Below are 16,864 nucleotides of genomic sequence, written 5' to 3' on the forward strand. Positions count from 1 at the left end.
TATGGATAATACTCCTCTTCCCCTCGCATCAACCTTTGTTTCAGTACTTCAGCAGGTATTGGGAGCTCCTGAAAAGGGGTTTTCCCTCCACGAGCCCGAGTTTGCCGGCAATGAATGGAAATATGTCAAAGAATGCATTGACACAGGCTGGGTATCTTCCATAGGAAAATATGTTGATGAGTTTGAGCGCTGCTTAGCAACATATACCGAAGCAAAGCATGCGGTGGCCGTTGTAAACGGAACCGCAGCACAGCATATAGCTCTCTTATTAATGGGCATTGGACCAGGCGACGAAGTGATTATTCCATCGCTATCATTTGTTGCCACCGCCAATGCGGTTGCTCATTGTGGCGCGATACCCCACTTTGTTGACAGCACAGAAAGAACATTAGGCCTCGACCCTGAAGCACTAGAAAAGCATCTTAAGCAAACGACTGAACGAGCCGCGGGGGGACTACGAAATACGTTGACAGGCAGGCGCATAGCAGGGATTGTACCAATGCATACCTTTGGCCATCCCGTTGAAATCACTGAGCTACTTGAGGTAGCCGGCCGCTTTGGACTACCTGTAATAGAGGATGCAGCTGAATCGCTAGGAAGCTACTACCAAGGTCGTCACACCGGAACATTCGGACATTTAGGCATACTGAGTTTCAATGGAAACAAAGTAATCACTACCGGCGGAGGCGGGGCAATTCTAACCAACGATTCAGAATTGGCCCGCAAAGCCAAGTACCTCACCACAACAGCTAAGCGTCCACACCGCTGGGAATTCTTTCATGATGAGATCGCCTACAATTATCGCCTGCCAAATCTCAATGCAGCGCTAGGATGCGCACAGCTTGAACGCCTTGAAGATACTCTGGCACGCAAACGTCAACTAACAGAACGTTACCGCGAAGTTTTCCAGTCAGCACATGGCCTACATTTTGTCGAAGAGCCAAAGGACTGTCACAGTAACTACTGGCTCAATGCCGTTCGCTTAATCGATCCAAGCATGAGTGCACGCGACATCTTGCTAAGCACTGCCAACGACGCAGGGTTTCAATGTCGCCCCGCATGGACTCTGCTACATAAGCTTCCGATGTATGCCAGCTGCCCCCGGGCCGAGCTACCTACTGCCGAAAAACTAGAGGCCAGTCTCATAAACATTCCTAGCAGCGCCTATCTCGCAGAGTTAAGCCGATGAATTCGCACCGTAAGATCTGCGTAATAACCGGTTCGCGAGCTGAATATGGCTTGCTCTATTGGCTGCTTAAAGATATCTCAGCCGACCAAGCCCTTCAACTCCAGGTCATTGCCACAGGAATGCACCTATCACCAGAATTTGGCCTTACGTATCGACAGATTGAGATTGATGGTTTCTCCATTGATGCCAAGGTTGAGATGTTGCTATCCGCGGATACGCCGGTTGCCGTAACGAAGTCACTAGGACTTGGTATCATCGGATTTGCCGATACGCTAAACAATCTCAAACCTGATATCGTGGTTATTCTAGGTGACCGTTTTGAGATGCTCGCCGCTGCTCAGGCGGCCATGTTGGCACGCATCCCCATAGCCCACATCCATGGAGGAGAAACGACTGAAGGGGCTTACGATGAGGGAATCCGCCATGCAATCAGCAAAATGGCGCACTTGCATTTTGTTGCGGCAGAACCATATCGTCAACGCGTCATACAGCTCGGCGAGGCACCCCAGCGGGTATTCAATGTAGGCGCGCCAGGCTTGGACCATCTCAAGCGCTCAAAATTACTAACTCGCCCGGAACTAGAACAAAAGCTCGACATGAGCCTGCTTGCCCCTCTAATATTAGTCACCTACCATCCGGTCACATTGGGGGAACGCTCGCCAGAAGCAGCCATGGGAGAGTTGCTAACTGCGCTGCGAGAATTCGAAGAAGCAACTATCGTATTCACCTACCCAAATGCGGATACTGGGGGGCGTGCCTTACGCCAAGCCGTAGAGCATTTTGTAGCCGAGCGCCCCGCACGGACGAGAGGCTTTGTTTCGCTGGGACAACTTTGTTACCTTAGCTTGATGCAACAAGCCGATGTTATTGTTGGCAACTCATCAAGCGGCCTCACGGAAGCACCCGCGCTTAGGAAGGCTACCGTCAATATCGGTGACCGACAAAAAGGACGCTTAAAAGCAAGTTCGATTATCGATGTTACGGAACAGCATGCTCAAATTGCCGCAGCAATTCGTCACTCACTATCGACAGGCTTCCAAACTCAATTGTTGCAGACACAATCACTATATGGCTGTGGTGACGCGAGCTCTGCCATCCTACAGCAGCTAAAATCCGCATTACCGGATATCCAAAAACCATTCTTTGATATTGCGCATGACTACTGAATCGACTACTTTCGTCATCGCAGAAGCCGGGGTGAACCACAACGGTTCACTTGATCTGGCACTGCAGTTAATTGACTCTGCTGCAAAAGCTGGTGCGGATGCGGTGAAATTCCAGACCTTTAAGGCAAGTTCGCTAGTGGCGAAACATGCATCAAAGGCGGCTTACCAAAAGCGGGCGACCGACCCAGAGGAAAGCCAGCTCGACATGATCCGAAAGCTCGAACTGGGTGAGCAGGAGCACGAACATCTAATTGCCCATTGCCATAACCGAGGAATCGCCTTCATGTCTACACCATTTGACAGCGAAAGCCTCGCCTTACTCACTGGGCGCTTTGGACTGGAGATCATCAAGGTTTCTTCCGGAGACATCACAAATGCGCCCTTTCTACTGGAAATAGCCAGGTCAGCCCGTCAGGTCATCTTGTCTACAGGCATGTCCACACTCAGCGAGGTGGAAGCCGCACTCGGCGTGTTAGCCTTTGGCTTTACCGCTCCCGCAGATACCGCCCCTTCTCTTACAGCTTTTGAAGAGGCTTATGCCTCAAAATTAGGGCAAGCCGCCTTACAGCAGCGCGTATCGGTATTGCATTGCACAACCGAATACCCTGCACCAGCGCTTGAGGTCAACCTAAGAGCAATGGACACAATGGCACAGGCATTCGGATTACGTACCGGCTACTCCGATCATACAAAAGGAATTCACATCCCCATTGCTGCCGTTGCCCGCGGCGCCACCATTATTGAGAAGCATTTCACTCTGGATCGCAATCTGCCGGGACCGGATCATCGTGCCTCACTGGAACCATCGGAACTTTGCGATATGATTAACGCCATTCGCGAAGTCGAGACCTGTCTTGGGGACGGAATCAAGCGCCCCACCCTCAGCGAATGGGGGAATAGACCTATTGCTCGGAAAAGCCTAGTAGCCGCTCGGTCGACGCAAAGATCTCAACTCCTAGATCTCTCCTGCAAGCGACCAGGAAATGGTTGCAGTCCATATCGCTACTGGGAACTACAAGGCACGCCCGCTACTCGCGACTACATAACTGATGAGCTCATTGATGGCTGAAAGTAAGCTAGCTATGTTGGCGGGAGGGGGCCATGCCCGAGTGTTACTAGACACCCTTGAGAGCATGGGACATCACGTAAGCGTCGTTTTGGACCCATTCATCGCTATTGGACAACATATTTATGGGGTCCCTGTAGTGGGCGATGAGAACTGGCTGATGGGCACCTCCACTTCCGAATTTATGTTAGTAAACGGAGTTGGCTCCCAGCCACGATCCATGTTACGGAAAAACGTTTACGATCACGCCAAACAACATGGCTTCACTTTCGCCACGGTAGTACATTCAACAACAGTGATCGGTCGGGAGGTCATACTACTTGAAGGTGCGCAAGTAATGGCTGGTACCATACTTCAATGCTCCACCCGCATTGGGATTAATACCCTGATAAATACGGGAGCTAGAATCGACCATGACTGTGAGGTCGGGGACCATGCCTTTATAGGACCCGGCACAATCCTTTGCGGTGGCGTGCGAGTAGAGAAACAAGCATACATTGGGGCTGGCGCTGTTGTACTACCAGGAATAGTGATTGGCGCTGGCTCCATTGTAGGGGCTGGAGCAATCGTAACGCGCGATGTAGAAAAAGGAACTCTGATGATGGGAAATCCTGCCGTGAAGAGAGGTTGCGTTTGAAAAACTTTCGAAGTGTGATTGTTGGTCAACAAGCAACGTTGCGCGATGCCATAACTCGCATCGATAGCTCCGGCCTGCAGCTAGCTGTGGTGCTCCACGAAGACGGACGCCTAGCCGGGCTAATTAGTGATGGAGATATTAGGCGGGCAATTTTGCGAAGCTGCGATATGACTACTCCAGTAGCAGAAGTCATGAACCGCAATCCCATCACAGCCCATGCCTCTACCGCTCCAAATGAGCTATTGATGTTGATGCGACGCAAGGTTTTGCATCACATTCCTCTTTTAGATGACAGCCAATGCGTTGTTGACTTAGTTACTCTGGATGCGTTGACGGGCATGATCGAACGCCCTAATTGGGTGGTCTTAATGGCAGGAGGCTTGGGCACACGACTCCTTCCGTTAACTGAGAACTGTCCTAAGCCCATGTTGCGCGTAGGCGGCAAACCAATTTTAGAAAACATCCTAGAAAGTTTTGTGGAGCAAGGGTTTCATCAGTTTTATCTATCGGTCAACTACCTAGCAGAATCAATCCAAGAATATTTTGGTGATGGCCATCGGCATGGAGCCAACATTCGCTATCTACACGAGAATAAACGTCTAGGTACAGCAGGTGCATTATCATTATTGCCAGAGCGCCCCGAGTATCCGCTCATTGTCATGAATGGCGATTTGCTAACACGACTTCGATTCGACCAGATGCTTAAGTTTCATGAGGAACATAGCGCCATGGCAACCATGGCCGTGCGCGAGTACGATTTTCAAGTGCCTTATGGAGTTGTCAATATTGATGGAACCAGCATAACCTCTATTGATGAAAAGCCTGTTCACCGTTTTTTTGTGAATGCTGGCATCTACACACTCGCCCCAGAAACACTTAATCATATTCCGGATGATACATTCTTCGACATGCCCACACTTTTCGAAAGACTACGGGCTGATAATCAAGCCACATCGGCCTACCCACTGCGTGAATACTGGTTAGATGTAGGCCGTCGAGAAGAGCTTGAGCGTGCGCAATCAGAATGGGAGCAGCAAGGAAGACGTCAATGATTTCTGGGCAATCTGTATTAGCGGTTATCCCCGCACGCGGAGGTTCTAAAGGTGTGCCGGGAAAAAATATCCGCTTAGTCGGAGGCAAACCACTAATTGCTTGGAGCATTGAAGCCGCAAAGGGGGCACGCTTCGTCGATCGAGTAATACTTTCCTCCGATGACTCCAAAATCATTAACACAGCTTTACAGTATGGGTGTGAGGTTCCATTTATTCGTGATACGGCTCTAGCATTAGATGATACCGCAACCATTGAGGTAGTACTTGATGCGATTACACGCTGCTCTGGCTATGATTGGGTGCTACTTTTGCAACCGACTTCCCCCTTGCGCACTGCAGAGGATATCGACAATGCCATACAACATTGCATACGACTCAATGCCCCATCTTGTGTATCCGTTTGCGAAGTAAAAGAAAGCCCATACTGGATGTTTACTTTAAATAAGGATAAACAACTACTGCCTTTATTGCCTGAGGCACAACCAACACGAAGACAAGACCTACCCACAGTCCATACACTTAATGGCGCAATCTATCTTGCACGCACCGATTGGCTCAAACAGCATAGGAAGTTCATTGCTCACGACACCATCGCCTATGAGATGTCTGCAGAACACTCCATTGATTTAGATACAGAATCAGATTTTCAGCAACTTAAAGTTATTTTGGAGAACCAATAAATGTTTCGTTACCCGCAACGCCGTGAGTTCGACATCGAGCCATTCAAAAAAGACATTAATTCGCATGAAACTCGCTATGGACTACCCCACGATATTACATTTTGCAAAAAATGTGTAATTTCCAACCAACGACCAAACTCGGCGGTGGAATATGGCCATACCAAGGATAGCAAGAAAACCACAATTCACTTTGATGAACATGGCATCTGCGATGCCTGCCGTATGGCAGAACAAAAACATCAAACAATAGACTGGAGCGAGCGTGAACGGGCTCTACGAGAACTTTGCGACCGTCATCGCAGCAAGGATGGGAGTTACGACTGTATCGTTCCGGGCTCAGGCGGCAAAGACAGCTTCTATGCTGCCCACATGCTGAGAACAAAATATGGGATGCACCCATTGACAGTAACATGGGCCCCCCATATCTACACGGAATGGGGCTGGAAAAATTTCCAAAGCTGGATTCATGCCGGCTTTGATAACTTCCTATGCACACCCAATGGCCGCATACATCGCCTGATCACGCGTCTCGCCGTTGAGAATCTATTCCACCCATTCCAGCCGTTTATGTTTGGCCAGAAGGCTTTGGCTCCCAAAATGGCCCTATTACATAAAATTCCGCTGGTTTTTTATGGAGAGAACGAGGCTGAATACGGAAATCCAATTGCTGACACACAATCTGCCAAACGAGACTGGTCCTATTTCACAGCATCCGACAAATCAAAGATTTACCTAGGCGGCACATCACTATCGGATCTCAAAGAGCATTTTGGGGTAGAAGAGTACGAGCTTCAACCCTACCTGCCAGCCAACCCTGAACATATAGAACAACAGAAAGTTGAAGTTCACTACTTGGGCTACTACCTCAAGTGGCACCCACAGAGTTGCTATTACTACTCCGTTGAGCATGGTGGCTTTCAGGCCTCCCCGGAGCGTACGCCCGGCACTTATAGCAAATATAATAGTATTGATGACCGCATAGACGATTTTCACTACTATACCACTTACATCAAGTTTGGTATTGGACGCGCCACTTATGACGCAGCTCAAGAAATCCGTTCTGGAGACATCACTCGCGATGAAGGCGTCGCTCTGGCCAAGCGCTTCGATGGTGAGTTTCCTGAGCGCTTTGCTGACGAAATTTTCCAGTACTTGAGCATCCCGGAAAGAGAGTTTCCCGAGGCTTCCAAAATGTTTGAACAGCCAATTATGGACCATGAGTACTTTATGCACCTTGCCAACACATTCCGCTCGCCACACCTGTGGATGTTTGACAATGGAGAATGGAAACTACGTCGGCAAGTCTGGCACCACGGTGTATGAGAATGACAAGTATTAGACTAATCCCCCGCCTTGATATTAAAGGGCCGAATCTGATTAAAGGCATTCACCTCGAGGGCTTACGAGTACTCGGCGACCCACAAGAGTTCGCTCGTCGCTACTACGAGCAAGGTGCGGATGAGCTGATTTATATGGACATCGTGGCCAGCCTTTATGGAAGAAATAGCCTCAAGGAACTTATCAGCCGTACAGCACAAGATATTTTTATCCCACTGACTGTTGGAGGTGGAATTCGCTCAGTGGAGGATGTTCGTGAGTTATTAAGAGCCGGAGCTGACAAGGTTGCCATTAATACAGCCGCGGTATCTCGTCCGGATCTTATTTCCGAGGTTTCAAAAACATTTGGCTCCCAATGTATGGTGGTATCCATTGAAGCAAAACAGATTGCTCCCAACCGTTGGGAGGTCTTTACCGATAATGGAAGGGAGAGGACTGGGCTAGATGTCGTTGAATGGGCACAGAAGGCCGCCTCCTTAGGAGCAGGTGAAATTTTACTAACCTCTGTAGATAAAGAAGGAACAAGAAGAGGATTTGATATTGCATTGGTCAAAGCCGTTGCGGACAGCTGCCCCATACCTGTAATTGCTAGTGGAGGGATGGGCTCAATTGATCATTTATTAGAAGTCTGCCATAAAGGGCATGCCAATGCAGTGGCAATAGCGGATGTTCTTCACTACAACCGTATACCTCTTCATGAAATTCGAAGCTCCGCTCGCAGTCAGGATTTACCTGTACGCATCCTGAGAGAAAGGCCTTAACTTATGCCCAAGCGGGTGACAATTGTCGATTATGGCATTGGAAATATCTTTAGCGTTACTCGAGCCTTTCAGCATTGTGGTGCCGAGGTCTTGCTCACGGACAATCCTCGTGACATCTTAGAAGCGTCCAGCCTTGTCTTGCCTGGTGTAGGTGCTTTTTCAAACGGTATGGATGGCCTTCGCCAGCGTAGTCTGATTGACCCGTTACAGGAGTATGCTGCTAGCGGAAGACCTATGCTTGGTATTTGCCTTGGAATGCAAATGCTATTTTCTGAAAGTACAGAATTTGGCATACATGCCGGCTTAAATATTATAGAAGGGAAAATCCATCCAATTCACTCTCAGGTTATTGAAGGCAAGCATTTAAAAGTCCCTCATATCGGCTGGGGGGTACTACAATCAGCAGAAGAAGCCTCTTGGGACAATACCATTTTGAATAGACTGGACATAGGTGACTCTTGTTATTTCGTCCATTCGTTCATGGCGGTGCCAGATAATCCCAAATACCGCCTTGCAGACACAAAGTATGGCAGTGTTAACATATGTGCTACGGTAGCCAAGGGGAACATATATGGATGTCAATTTCACCCAGAAAAAAGTGGGTTGGTAGGTTTAAATATAATTCGCGGCTTTTTAGAGATTTGACATGTTTAAAATAAAGGTAGTAGGAGCAGGTCAGTTAGGTAGCCGACATTTACAGGCCCTAAAATCGGTTAAATTCCCTCTGGACATCCAGGTAATAGATCCATCAGAGACCTCTCTTAAAGTTGCAAAAGAACGCTATGAAGCAGTTCCATCTGAGATAGAGCATAGAATTGCATTCTCGACAAGCTTAGCCGATCGGGATACCACTGATGTCGCAATTGTTGCTACTAACTCTGATGTTCGCCGCCAAGCGCTCGATGAGCTTTTCGCAGCCTCTAAGACTCGGTTCATGATTCTAGAGAAGCTTCTTTTTAATAATCGGCAGGACTACTCTCATGCGGAGAATCTTTTTTCCAAGACGGGAGTGAAAGCATGGGTTAACTGTCCAATGCGGGTCATGCCGGTCTATGAGCAACTCCGACAGGAACTATCCCCCGGCCCCTTGCTATATCGAGTAACTGGCAGCCAATTTGGACTTGTTACCAATGCAATTCACTACATCGACCATGTAGTTCACTTATCGAATTGCACGGATTTCGTGCTTGATACAAGCGACCTGGACGTCAAACCGATTCCAAGCAAGCGCGCCGGTTTCCTCGAATTGAATGGCACATTGGTTGCACGTTTTGCCGATGGCTCACGGTGTGAAATGACCTGCTACCCTACCGGCTCAGCCCCTGTTATGGTCGAAATTTTCACCGAAAACCAACGCTACCTGGTGAGAGAGTCCGAAGGTAAACTCTGGCACTCGGACATACACTCCAACTGGGAATGGGCAGAACGTACCGCAAATATTCCCTATCAGAGCCAGATTACTACTACAGTAATCGAATCATTGCTAAGCTCGGGCGATTGCGGCCTAACAACATATATAGGATCAGCAAAAACGCATCTACGCTTACTCGACCCCTTGTTAGAACTGATTCGCACGCATAGACCCAACTCTTGCGGATATCCGTTTACTTAACAGTTGCACTCTTAAAAGCAGGGGAAGAAATGAGCAATACAAATGTCTTACTCGTTGGCGCTGGCCCAATGGCTATCGAATACGCCAAGGTGCTCAAGTCGCTGGGAGTTTCACCTATTGTGATTGGGCGTGGTGAAATATCTGCCAAGAAATTCACAGCAGAAACAGGGCTTCCCGTAGACACAAGAGGGCTTGAAGTTTGGCTAGCAGATACAAATAGCCCCCTCCCCACACAGGCAATTATTGCTGTTGGGGAAAAAGGGATTGGTACGGCTACGAAATTGTTGATGATGCGTGGAGTCCGCAATCTGCTAGTTGAAAAACCCGGGGGGTTCGATGCTGAAGACATTCGGTCAGTACATGCCACCGCAATCAAACAACAAGCCACGGTATATATTGGATACAATCGACGTTTCTATGCATCAGTCGAAGCGGCAAAGCGAGTTATTGCGAATGATGGAGGAGTAACGTCTTTTAATTTCGAATTCACTGAGTGGGGACATGTCATCTCCGCAGTAGAGAAGGAAGAGGGTGTTAAAGAGCAATGGCTTCTATCTAACTCAACACATGTGATCGACCTCGCATTTCATCTTGGTGGATTCCCACGTGAAATGTCCTCCTTTGTTCAGGGAAGCTTAGACTGGCATCCCGCCGCAAGCTCTTTTTCTGGTGCCGGTAAATCTGAACACGGAGCCCTCTTTTCATACCAAGCAAATTGGGCGGCCCCAGGACGTTGGGGGCTTGAGGTATTGACATCCGCACACCGTTTGCTCTTCCGCCCACTTGAAAAACTACAGATACAAAAGATTGGCAGCGTTGCCATAGAGATGGTTGATATTGATGACAGACTAGACAAGGAATTTAAACCTGGACTGTATAAGCAAGTGCAGGCCTTTCTAGCGGGTGACTCGACTGTGCTACCGACCATTTCGGAGCAGATCAATGCTCTCGACTGGTATCTCCGTATTCGTGGGGATATGAAGTAATTGCAAACCAAGACTAATGTACAGAGCGAACTCGCAGCCTCGTTGCTTTGTATTTATTATCCCCAGCAACTCCTGCCTGCCCTGGCTGCGGTTCTTAGCTTTAGACGCCACCATGGGATGCTGCAGACAGCTCCTTTACATGTCTTGGTTTGGAGCCCAGAAACCACCTCCTATTCTACCTATAAAAAAAGGCTAGAGATATTCCATATATTACTAGGCGGCTTTCCTTGGGCTACACTTTCATTTCCAGATCCGAATGAAGTTCGGGTCCACCTATCACATAATGCAAAGGTCTTAGATAAAGCAAGTTATCTTCGTCACAAATTCAGCGAAGCAAAAATTGATGCAATCTATTACGCCCACGACATTAGCGCAGACTTCATTGCTCAATCTGCAATGCAGGCTTTCCTCGCTGCAAAACGAATTTGCTTTGGTGACGCCCTTGGCGTTGTCTATAGCAATGACTACTTTACTGAATTGACCTACCCTTTAGGCAATATCATTCATGCAATTAGCCAGCCTGCGACAACAGTTCGCAACCTACTATTTAGACTTAAGAGAAACTGGACATTACCACGAAAAGACTGCCGCCTTGACGCCTGTTACGTAGTTCCTATTTTACCCTGTGATCCAGGAGGAGATTTTTTAGCGGGCAAAAACTTAGTGCTGGTTGACGATGCCTCTTTATTCCTGGCGCTAAGAACTCTCTCACAAGCTGCGGAGAGGCATCTGGATAACAAAAACAAGGCAATTACTACTCTTAACCAGCCTCCCATTTTTGTTATGCTGCTCGGCTCTTACTCTGAATCGCGTCTAACCTCTGAAGATCAGGAGATACGGCTATATATAGAGATAGCGGATCAATATGTGCCAGCCGGCGGCAGGATTTTTCTGAAAGCGCACCCCGTCTCACAGCAAGACAAGATTACTCGCATTACAAAAGCACTCTCCTCAAATTTCGAAATCATTGAGATTAGTGCCGACGAGTGGCCAATTGAGTTAATGCCGTCACTAATCAAAGGGAATCAAGTTTTGTCTCTCTCTTATTCCTCCGTCTCACTGTCATATCTTTATGGCTTTCAAGTAACACACGTATTAAATAGAAAGTTAATCAATAAGTTTTTCCCTAAGAAAAACCAAAGCTGGGTTTTAGAAAGCAATGAGCTTTACTTACAGCAGCTAGATTTTGCTTCAACACGTTGCCCTCAGTTTAGAAAAGTCATGGAGATGGAACCGTGAATCGCATAACTACAATCAAAGCCGATGAACCCATTTCAGCAAAAGGTTTGCTTATTGATCTTTGGAAATACCGTGGATTAATCTGGGCATTTTCCTCCAGAGATCTAAAAGTCAAATATTTTCAGACCATATTTGGTCCACTCTGGGTAGTCTTAACTCCACTAATTACTGTAGGGGTTATGACCTTTGTATTTGGCCTGATGATCAAAGTTCCCTCTGACGACTTGCCGTATTTAATGTTTTATTTGGTTGCAATTATCCCGTGGTATGCCTTTATAGCAGTACTTAATCAGACAATTTCCTCATTAGAGGCACACTCTAGCCTTATTAGTAAAATATATTTCCCAAGATTGGTTATTGGTGCCTCCTATGTCATAAACGGCACCGTAGATTTTTTGGTTGGGTATTTAGTAGTTATGGCTTTTGCTCTACATTTTTCACTACTAAATATTGAATTTATTTTGGTTACTCCACTACTACTTTTCATTCAAATGGCGTGGGCGCTGGGGCTTGGATTATTACTCGCCCCCTTCAATGCTCGCTATAGAGACGTCAAGCATATTATTCCATTAATTATTCAGCTCTATTATTTTGCAAACCCTATCATGTATCCAGTTTCCGTCGCTCCCAGCTGGGCCCTTTGGCTTTTTAAAATAAACCCCTTTGCAATTATAATCAACACCTATCGCTCATTGCTAAATGGGCACGGCCCAAGTTGGCCCTTGGTCATATATGCGTTACTTTTTTCCACTATAGTTCTTGCTGCTGGCGCTTACGTATTCATGAGAAAAAGTCAAAACATGGTGGACGTATTATGACTTGGGCGATTCGAGTTGAAAACTTATCAAAACAGTACCGAATGGGTACTGCTGTCACTCCGGCCTTTGACAGTGTATATCAAATTATTGAACAAAAATTGGCTTCGTTTACTCGCCGATTTAATGGAGCCCCCCCTCTTACCGATATTATTCTACATGATGATACGAATACCCAAAATTCTCATCTTGTCTTAACACCAGAACAACAAATTGGTTGCCCAGAAGGGCATTTTTGGGCATTACGAGACGTTTCCTTCGAGATAAAAGAAGGAGAACGAGTAGGGATAGTCGGCAAAAATGGATCCGGCAAGAGCACTTTATTAAAAATTTTATCTCGGATCACCACACCCTCGCTAGGCCAATTCCATTATCGAGGCCGTCTTGTCAGCTTGTTAGAAGTGGGAACTGGTTTTCATCCTGATTTGTCTGGCCGCGAGAACATTATTCTTAATGCCAAAATCAATGGAATGTCCTCAAAAGCCATAAACCAAGTCTTTGATGAAATTGTTGAATTTTCTGAACTTGGACCACAAATAGATACTCCGATCAAGCGCTATTCTTCTGGCATGTACATGCGTCTCGCTTTCTCGGTTGCAGCGCATCTAGAATCTGAAATATTAATTGTTGATGAGGTTTTAGCCGTTGGTGATGCCGGCTTCCAAAAAAAATGCCTTAACAAAATGCTAGAAGTCTCAGGCAAAGGCCGAACACTGCTATTCGTAAGCCATGACATGAATGCTATTTCATCACTATGTACCAAGGCACTTGAATTGTCTCATGGGCAAGTCGTAACCACTTCATCAAATAGTGAAGACAACTTAATTACTGAACAACCAGAAACCACTATCGATTCAAATGCAAATGGTCTTCGATCTGTAAAGCAAGCCATCTCTGACTATATTTTTGATGGTGGTGCCTGTGCTGAGCGCCTATGGAGTGGGGAAATAGCTCCTCATATGGCAAACAACAGTGTTGTTCTAAGAAGAGTAGCTGTCTTAAAATCGTCAAATGATGTATCTCAACAATTTGACGTATCAGAAGATATAAAGGTAGAAGTTCAGTTTGATGTATACACTCCAAATGTGGAGTTGAATGTTCACATTTATTTGACTACGTTAACCGGGCAACGCTTATTTGTATCAATGGACAATCTTGACATTCCAAAAAGCATTCAAAAAAGAACAGCAGGCAGATACATTGAGGAATGTTTGATCAAGAGAAATTTTCTAAATGAAGGAACCTTCCGTATTGAAGTTGTAATTTGCACAAATCCTACAAGTGAAAACTACATTGCAGTTCCTGATGCTGTTTCATTCTCCATTACTGATAATCTAAGCTCATCTTCTATCAGGGGAGACTGGATTCGTGAGTGGCCTGATTACCCTATTCGGCCACGTCTATCATGGTCAGTAAAGAAATCAACAGAGCCTGCTGATGTCTCAACATCCTCGTTATAAGCACTTCCCCTGGCACGGTGACTATTCTGCTCAGCCCAATTTATACTCACCTTATGCAGTATCGGTTGCGCAACCAGGCTATCACTCAAAGTCTTTAAATATTGATGATTTTGGTTTCCGTTATCAATATGACTTTGATAAAAAATTAATTGATCTTAAAACAGCCCGGGACACCTACGACAAGTGTACTTTACTCTTAGGTAACAGCACTGCCTTTGGTGTTTCATTAACAGCGGACAACAAAACTTTAGGACATTATTTAAATCAAAAGGACGTACCTTGCATTAGCCTTAGTGTACGGGGTGCAACGGTACAACAAGAGCTCTCAGTCTACCTTGCGCATAAGCATTTACTTCCCTGCATTGACAAAATAGTTATTCTAACAGGCGTATGCGATGTTTCGCTCGCGACCCAACCGGAAGATTTTTGGGTTGGCGGGATTGGAGCTGTGCATTGTATAGAAACATTCTACAAACAACATTATAACCGTATTGCAATACTAGATAGTGATACAGCAAAAGCAAAACAAGCTTTTCTTGACTGGGCTGAAGATCGCTATCATAAAACACAATGGCTTCAAAAAATATTCAAACGACGCATTGAAAAAGGTACTGCGATAGAAACGCCAACTCATGATAAGTTTAATTCAAACTTGGAATATGCCATTTCTTGTTTTGAAAATGTTTTACAAACTTGGGGCTGGATTAAATCAGCCACCCAAATGGATGTTCATTTTGTGATACAACCCGTTTTAGGATGGACAACCAAAAAGCCATCACAAATAGAGCATGAATGTATTTCTGCAGATTTGTTACGCATACCAGCCATTAACATGTATGCAAACCCTGCCATTTACAAGAAAATTGTGTCATCCATTGAAAGCTTGTGTAAAAAAAATGGAATTGCTTTTCATGATGCCAACTCTTTTTTTGACCAACTAAATCAATCCGAGACTCTGTTTTCAGACATCTGCCACTTGACAGATCTTGGAACTAGCCGTCTCGCTGAATTCTTTATTAACCTAAACAGTTCAGACTCTTTAGTAGGTACATGCTAGTGACCAACACTCCAAGAGTATTTCTGTTTGTAACAATCCCTACCCATCTACGAGTTTTAATGGAGGTCGCTGATCTACTTAGATCTTCATCTCGATATCAACCAGTATTGGTTTACTACCCATCCGCTGTATTTGATCAAAATCATGAAAATTGCCAGTATGCCTCTCATGATACCTATCTTTGGTCCCAAGGACGCTTCCTATCAAAAGAAGACTATTTATATGGACACAGTACCTCAGAAGCCCCCCATCCTACCCCTAATAGGGGTCTGTCAAGCTGGCTTCCTAACAAAGGAATCTATAGAGGACTGAGACGATTTCTCCCTTTTCTTCCTCACCCTACAAGTATTACCCCTATCATTCGTAGTTGTTTTTATATTATTGCGCCGACTGTTCGTTTCTTGGCCGGAGCTTGCAGCGTATTTAAAGCATTAATCATCAACTTCTTATCTTTCACCTGGCCCTCATTCAATAGACGCACGGTCTATTTAAACGCCAAGAAGCGTAATTGGTTGCAACGATTTTTACTCACCTCATTCGCACAAGAGTGGGATGCTTCATCAAAAAAATTTACGCACACAAAAATTTGCATTCTTCAACGTTTGATACGACTATTTACTGAAGGCTTATTTACTGGACTCAATGAGCAGTGCGAATTTTTTGAAGCCGCAGATACATTTATAAAACAACAGAAAGTAAATCTTGTTGTCCTACCTGAAGCCAATCTTTTTTACAACAGTCACTACTTAATACATGCCGCGCATAGCAACAACGTGCCCGTTGCCATAGTTCCTTTCACCATAGTGAACACACTTGAGTGGGCTGAAGCTTTTTTTGACGTCAGCATCTACCATGCAAACAAAGGCTGGAATAGACTATTTGCAAAGGCCTTCCCATTCTGGGTTCTTAAGCACAGAGGAAGGGACCTTATTTTACCACCAGTTACTATATTAGCCTGCGAGCTTTTTAATATAGTTCCAGACATCCCTTGGTTGATTAATAGCAGCGATGCCGATGCAATCGCAGCGGAAAGCCAATTCATGTCGGACTACTATATGCGTGCAGGAATTAAAAGAAACAAAATACGTTTCACTGGCAGTCTTTCCGATGACAGGATTTTCTCACTACTCTCTCAACGAGACTATTATCGTAAAGAACTAGAATTGCGTTGTAACATTTCGCTTACGGAGAGAATAGTTCTAATTGGGTTACCTCCCGATCAATTTGGCGGAGGAAAAAGACAAGGTTGCGAGTTTGACAACCATGAAGAATTAATTCGATTCATGATTGACACCGTAAAAGAATTAAGTGACGAGCGAACCACTATTCTTATTAACCTTCACCCCAGAATCAAATATAATAACACATCGATTCTTTCAACGTATCAAGCAATGATTATTAATGAGCCAATCGAACACTTAGTGCCTCTTGCTGACGTATATATTGCCGTCGCCTCTGCAACTATCAGATTAGGAATGTCTTGCGGAATACCCGTCGTCAACTATGATGCATACCAATATAATTACGATGACTACAAAGGCCAGCCGGGGATATGTGAGGCAAAATCAAAACAAGAGTACCGATCCTTTATAGACGCCATCCTTAATGACCCTACGACCTATTGCAAGTTACAAAAAGCTCAAATGAAAGTAGCAAGCAACTCTTGCCAAGTTGACGGAAAAGCAGGCGAGCGTCTTTTAAATTTATTTGACGAATTATCTGCTGTTAATTAGCCAAATCAGGCTAAAAATAACCTGCTTTCACGGATAAGAAGCTTCGGCTGCTTCCACATCAGCGATGTTAGCT

15 protein-coding genes are annotated in these 16,864 nt (G+C 45.6%); all 15 read left to right on the forward strand.

What is annotated here, in order from left to right; genetic code table 11:
- The first annotated feature begins 1 nt into the window (after position 1).
- The 15 genes from MOV80_RS18625 to MOV80_RS18695 all read left to right on the forward strand — a co-directional run bounded on the left by MOV80_RS18625 (position 2) and on the right by MOV80_RS18695 (position 16,791).
- Positions 2-1,189 (forward strand): LegC family aminotransferase, encoded by a 1,188-nt coding sequence (locus MOV80_RS18625; RefSeq protein WP_107732996.1) that lies wholly within the window; start codon positions 2-4, stop codon positions 1,187-1,189.
- A complete protein-coding gene (neuC, locus tag MOV80_RS18630; RefSeq protein WP_107732995.1) occupies positions 1,186-2,355 on the forward strand; it encodes a UDP-N-acetylglucosamine 2-epimerase in 1,170 nt (389 codons plus the stop codon). Before MOV80_RS18625 ends, neuC begins: the two co-directional genes overlap by 4 nt.
- The gene (neuB, locus tag MOV80_RS18635) at positions 2,345-3,424 is read left to right on the forward strand and encodes an N-acetylneuraminate synthase (RefSeq protein WP_107732994.1); all 1,080 of its coding nucleotides are present in this window, start codon (positions 2,345-2,347) and stop codon (positions 3,422-3,424) included. The genes neuC and neuB overlap by 11 nt, the downstream gene beginning before the upstream one ends.
- A 630-nt stretch (positions 3,425-4,054) precedes the next feature.
- Complete coding sequence (locus MOV80_RS18640; RefSeq protein ID WP_205422972.1) at positions 4,055-5,110, forward strand: nucleotidyltransferase family protein; 1,056 nt, start codon at positions 4,055-4,057, stop codon at positions 5,108-5,110.
- Positions 5,107-5,790, forward strand: a complete 684-nt coding sequence (locus MOV80_RS18645) for an acylneuraminate cytidylyltransferase family protein (RefSeq protein ID WP_107732991.1) — start codon at positions 5,107-5,109, stop codon at positions 5,788-5,790. The genes MOV80_RS18640 and MOV80_RS18645 overlap by 4 nt, the downstream gene beginning before the upstream one ends.
- Positions 5,791-7,113 carry an N-acetyl sugar amidotransferase gene (locus MOV80_RS18650; protein WP_107732990.1) on the forward strand — a complete coding sequence of 441 codons (1,323 nt, stop codon included), beginning with the start codon at positions 5,791-5,793 and terminating at the stop codon, positions 7,111-7,113.
- A gap of 2 nt (positions 7,114-7,115) precedes the next feature.
- Positions 7,116-7,889, forward strand: coding sequence for an imidazole glycerol phosphate synthase subunit HisF (hisF, locus tag MOV80_RS18655; RefSeq protein ID WP_107733155.1), 774 nt, complete (start codon positions 7,116-7,118; stop codon positions 7,887-7,889).
- A gap of 3 nt (positions 7,890-7,892) precedes the next feature.
- Positions 7,893-8,534: an imidazole glycerol phosphate synthase subunit HisH gene (gene hisH / locus MOV80_RS18660; protein WP_107732989.1), complete on the forward strand. Its 642-nt coding sequence runs from the start codon at positions 7,893-7,895 to the stop codon at positions 8,532-8,534.
- Position 8,535: 1 nt separating this feature from the next.
- The gene (locus MOV80_RS18665) at positions 8,536-9,501 is read left to right on the forward strand and encodes an oxidoreductase (RefSeq protein WP_146176164.1); all 966 of its coding nucleotides are present in this window, start codon (positions 8,536-8,538) and stop codon (positions 9,499-9,501) included.
- A gap of 29 nt (positions 9,502-9,530) precedes the next feature.
- Complete coding sequence (locus MOV80_RS18670) at positions 9,531-10,487, forward strand: myo-inositol 2-dehydrogenase (RefSeq protein WP_107732988.1); 957 nt, start codon at positions 9,531-9,533, stop codon at positions 10,485-10,487.
- On the forward strand, positions 10,488-11,726 hold the full coding sequence (locus MOV80_RS18675; RefSeq protein ID WP_146176163.1) for a polysialyltransferase family glycosyltransferase: 1,239 nt from the start codon (positions 10,488-10,490) through the stop codon (positions 11,724-11,726).
- Positions 11,723-12,544: an ABC transporter permease gene (locus MOV80_RS18680; protein ID WP_107732986.1), complete on the forward strand. Its 822-nt coding sequence runs from the start codon at positions 11,723-11,725 to the stop codon at positions 12,542-12,544. The genes MOV80_RS18675 and MOV80_RS18680 overlap by 4 nt, the downstream gene beginning before the upstream one ends.
- Positions 12,541-14,001 carry an ABC transporter ATP-binding protein gene (locus MOV80_RS18685; protein WP_107732985.1) on the forward strand — a complete coding sequence of 487 codons (1,461 nt, stop codon included), beginning with the start codon at positions 12,541-12,543 and terminating at the stop codon, positions 13,999-14,001. Before MOV80_RS18680 ends, MOV80_RS18685 begins: the two co-directional genes overlap by 4 nt.
- Positions 13,979-15,058, forward strand: coding sequence for a hypothetical protein (locus tag MOV80_RS18690; RefSeq protein ID WP_146176162.1), 1,080 nt, complete (start codon positions 13,979-13,981; stop codon positions 15,056-15,058). The genes MOV80_RS18685 and MOV80_RS18690 overlap by 23 nt, the downstream gene beginning before the upstream one ends.
- A 59-nt stretch (positions 15,059-15,117) precedes the next feature.
- Complete coding sequence (locus tag MOV80_RS18695; RefSeq protein ID WP_146176161.1) at positions 15,118-16,791, forward strand: hypothetical protein; 1,674 nt, start codon at positions 15,118-15,120, stop codon at positions 16,789-16,791.
- Positions 16,792-16,864 lie beyond the last annotated feature (73 nt).

Source organism: Chromobacterium sp. IRSSSOUMB001, from assembly GCF_023507765.1.
Taxonomy (GTDB): Bacteria; Pseudomonadota; Gammaproteobacteria; order Burkholderiales; family Chromobacteriaceae; genus Chromobacterium; species Chromobacterium haemolyticum.

What these genes read in the sequence shown, in the direction of transcription:
- MOV80_RS18625 (WP_107732996.1), top strand. Translation starts at nt 2, where the DNA reads ATGGATAATACTCCTCTTCCCCTCGCATCAACCTTTGTTTCAGTACTT.
- neuC (WP_107732995.1), top strand. Translation starts at nt 1,186, where the DNA reads ATGAATTCGCACCGTAAGATCTGCGTAATAACCGGTTCGCGAGCTGAA.
- neuB (WP_107732994.1), top strand. Translation starts at nt 2,345, where the DNA reads ATGACTACTGAATCGACTACTTTCGTCATCGCAGAAGCCGGGGTGAAC.
- MOV80_RS18645 (WP_107732991.1), top strand. Translation starts at nt 5,107, where the DNA reads ATGATTTCTGGGCAATCTGTATTAGCGGTTATCCCCGCACGCGGAGGT.
- MOV80_RS18650 (WP_107732990.1), top strand. Translation starts at nt 5,791, where the DNA reads ATGTTTCGTTACCCGCAACGCCGTGAGTTCGACATCGAGCCATTCAAA.
- hisF (WP_107733155.1), top strand. Translation starts at nt 7,116, where the DNA reads ATGACAAGTATTAGACTAATCCCCCGCCTTGATATTAAAGGGCCGAAT.
- hisH (WP_107732989.1), top strand. Translation starts at nt 7,893, where the DNA reads ATGCCCAAGCGGGTGACAATTGTCGATTATGGCATTGGAAATATCTTT.
- MOV80_RS18665 (WP_146176164.1), top strand. Translation starts at nt 8,536, where the DNA reads ATGTTTAAAATAAAGGTAGTAGGAGCAGGTCAGTTAGGTAGCCGACAT.
- MOV80_RS18670 (WP_107732988.1), top strand. Translation starts at nt 9,531, where the DNA reads ATGAGCAATACAAATGTCTTACTCGTTGGCGCTGGCCCAATGGCTATC.
- MOV80_RS18685 (WP_107732985.1), top strand. Translation starts at nt 12,541, where the DNA reads ATGACTTGGGCGATTCGAGTTGAAAACTTATCAAAACAGTACCGAATG.
- MOV80_RS18690 (WP_146176162.1), top strand. Translation starts at nt 13,979, where the DNA reads ATGTCTCAACATCCTCGTTATAAGCACTTCCCCTGGCACGGTGACTAT.
- MOV80_RS18695 (WP_146176161.1), top strand. Translation starts at nt 15,118, where the DNA reads ATGGAGGTCGCTGATCTACTTAGATCTTCATCTCGATATCAACCAGTA.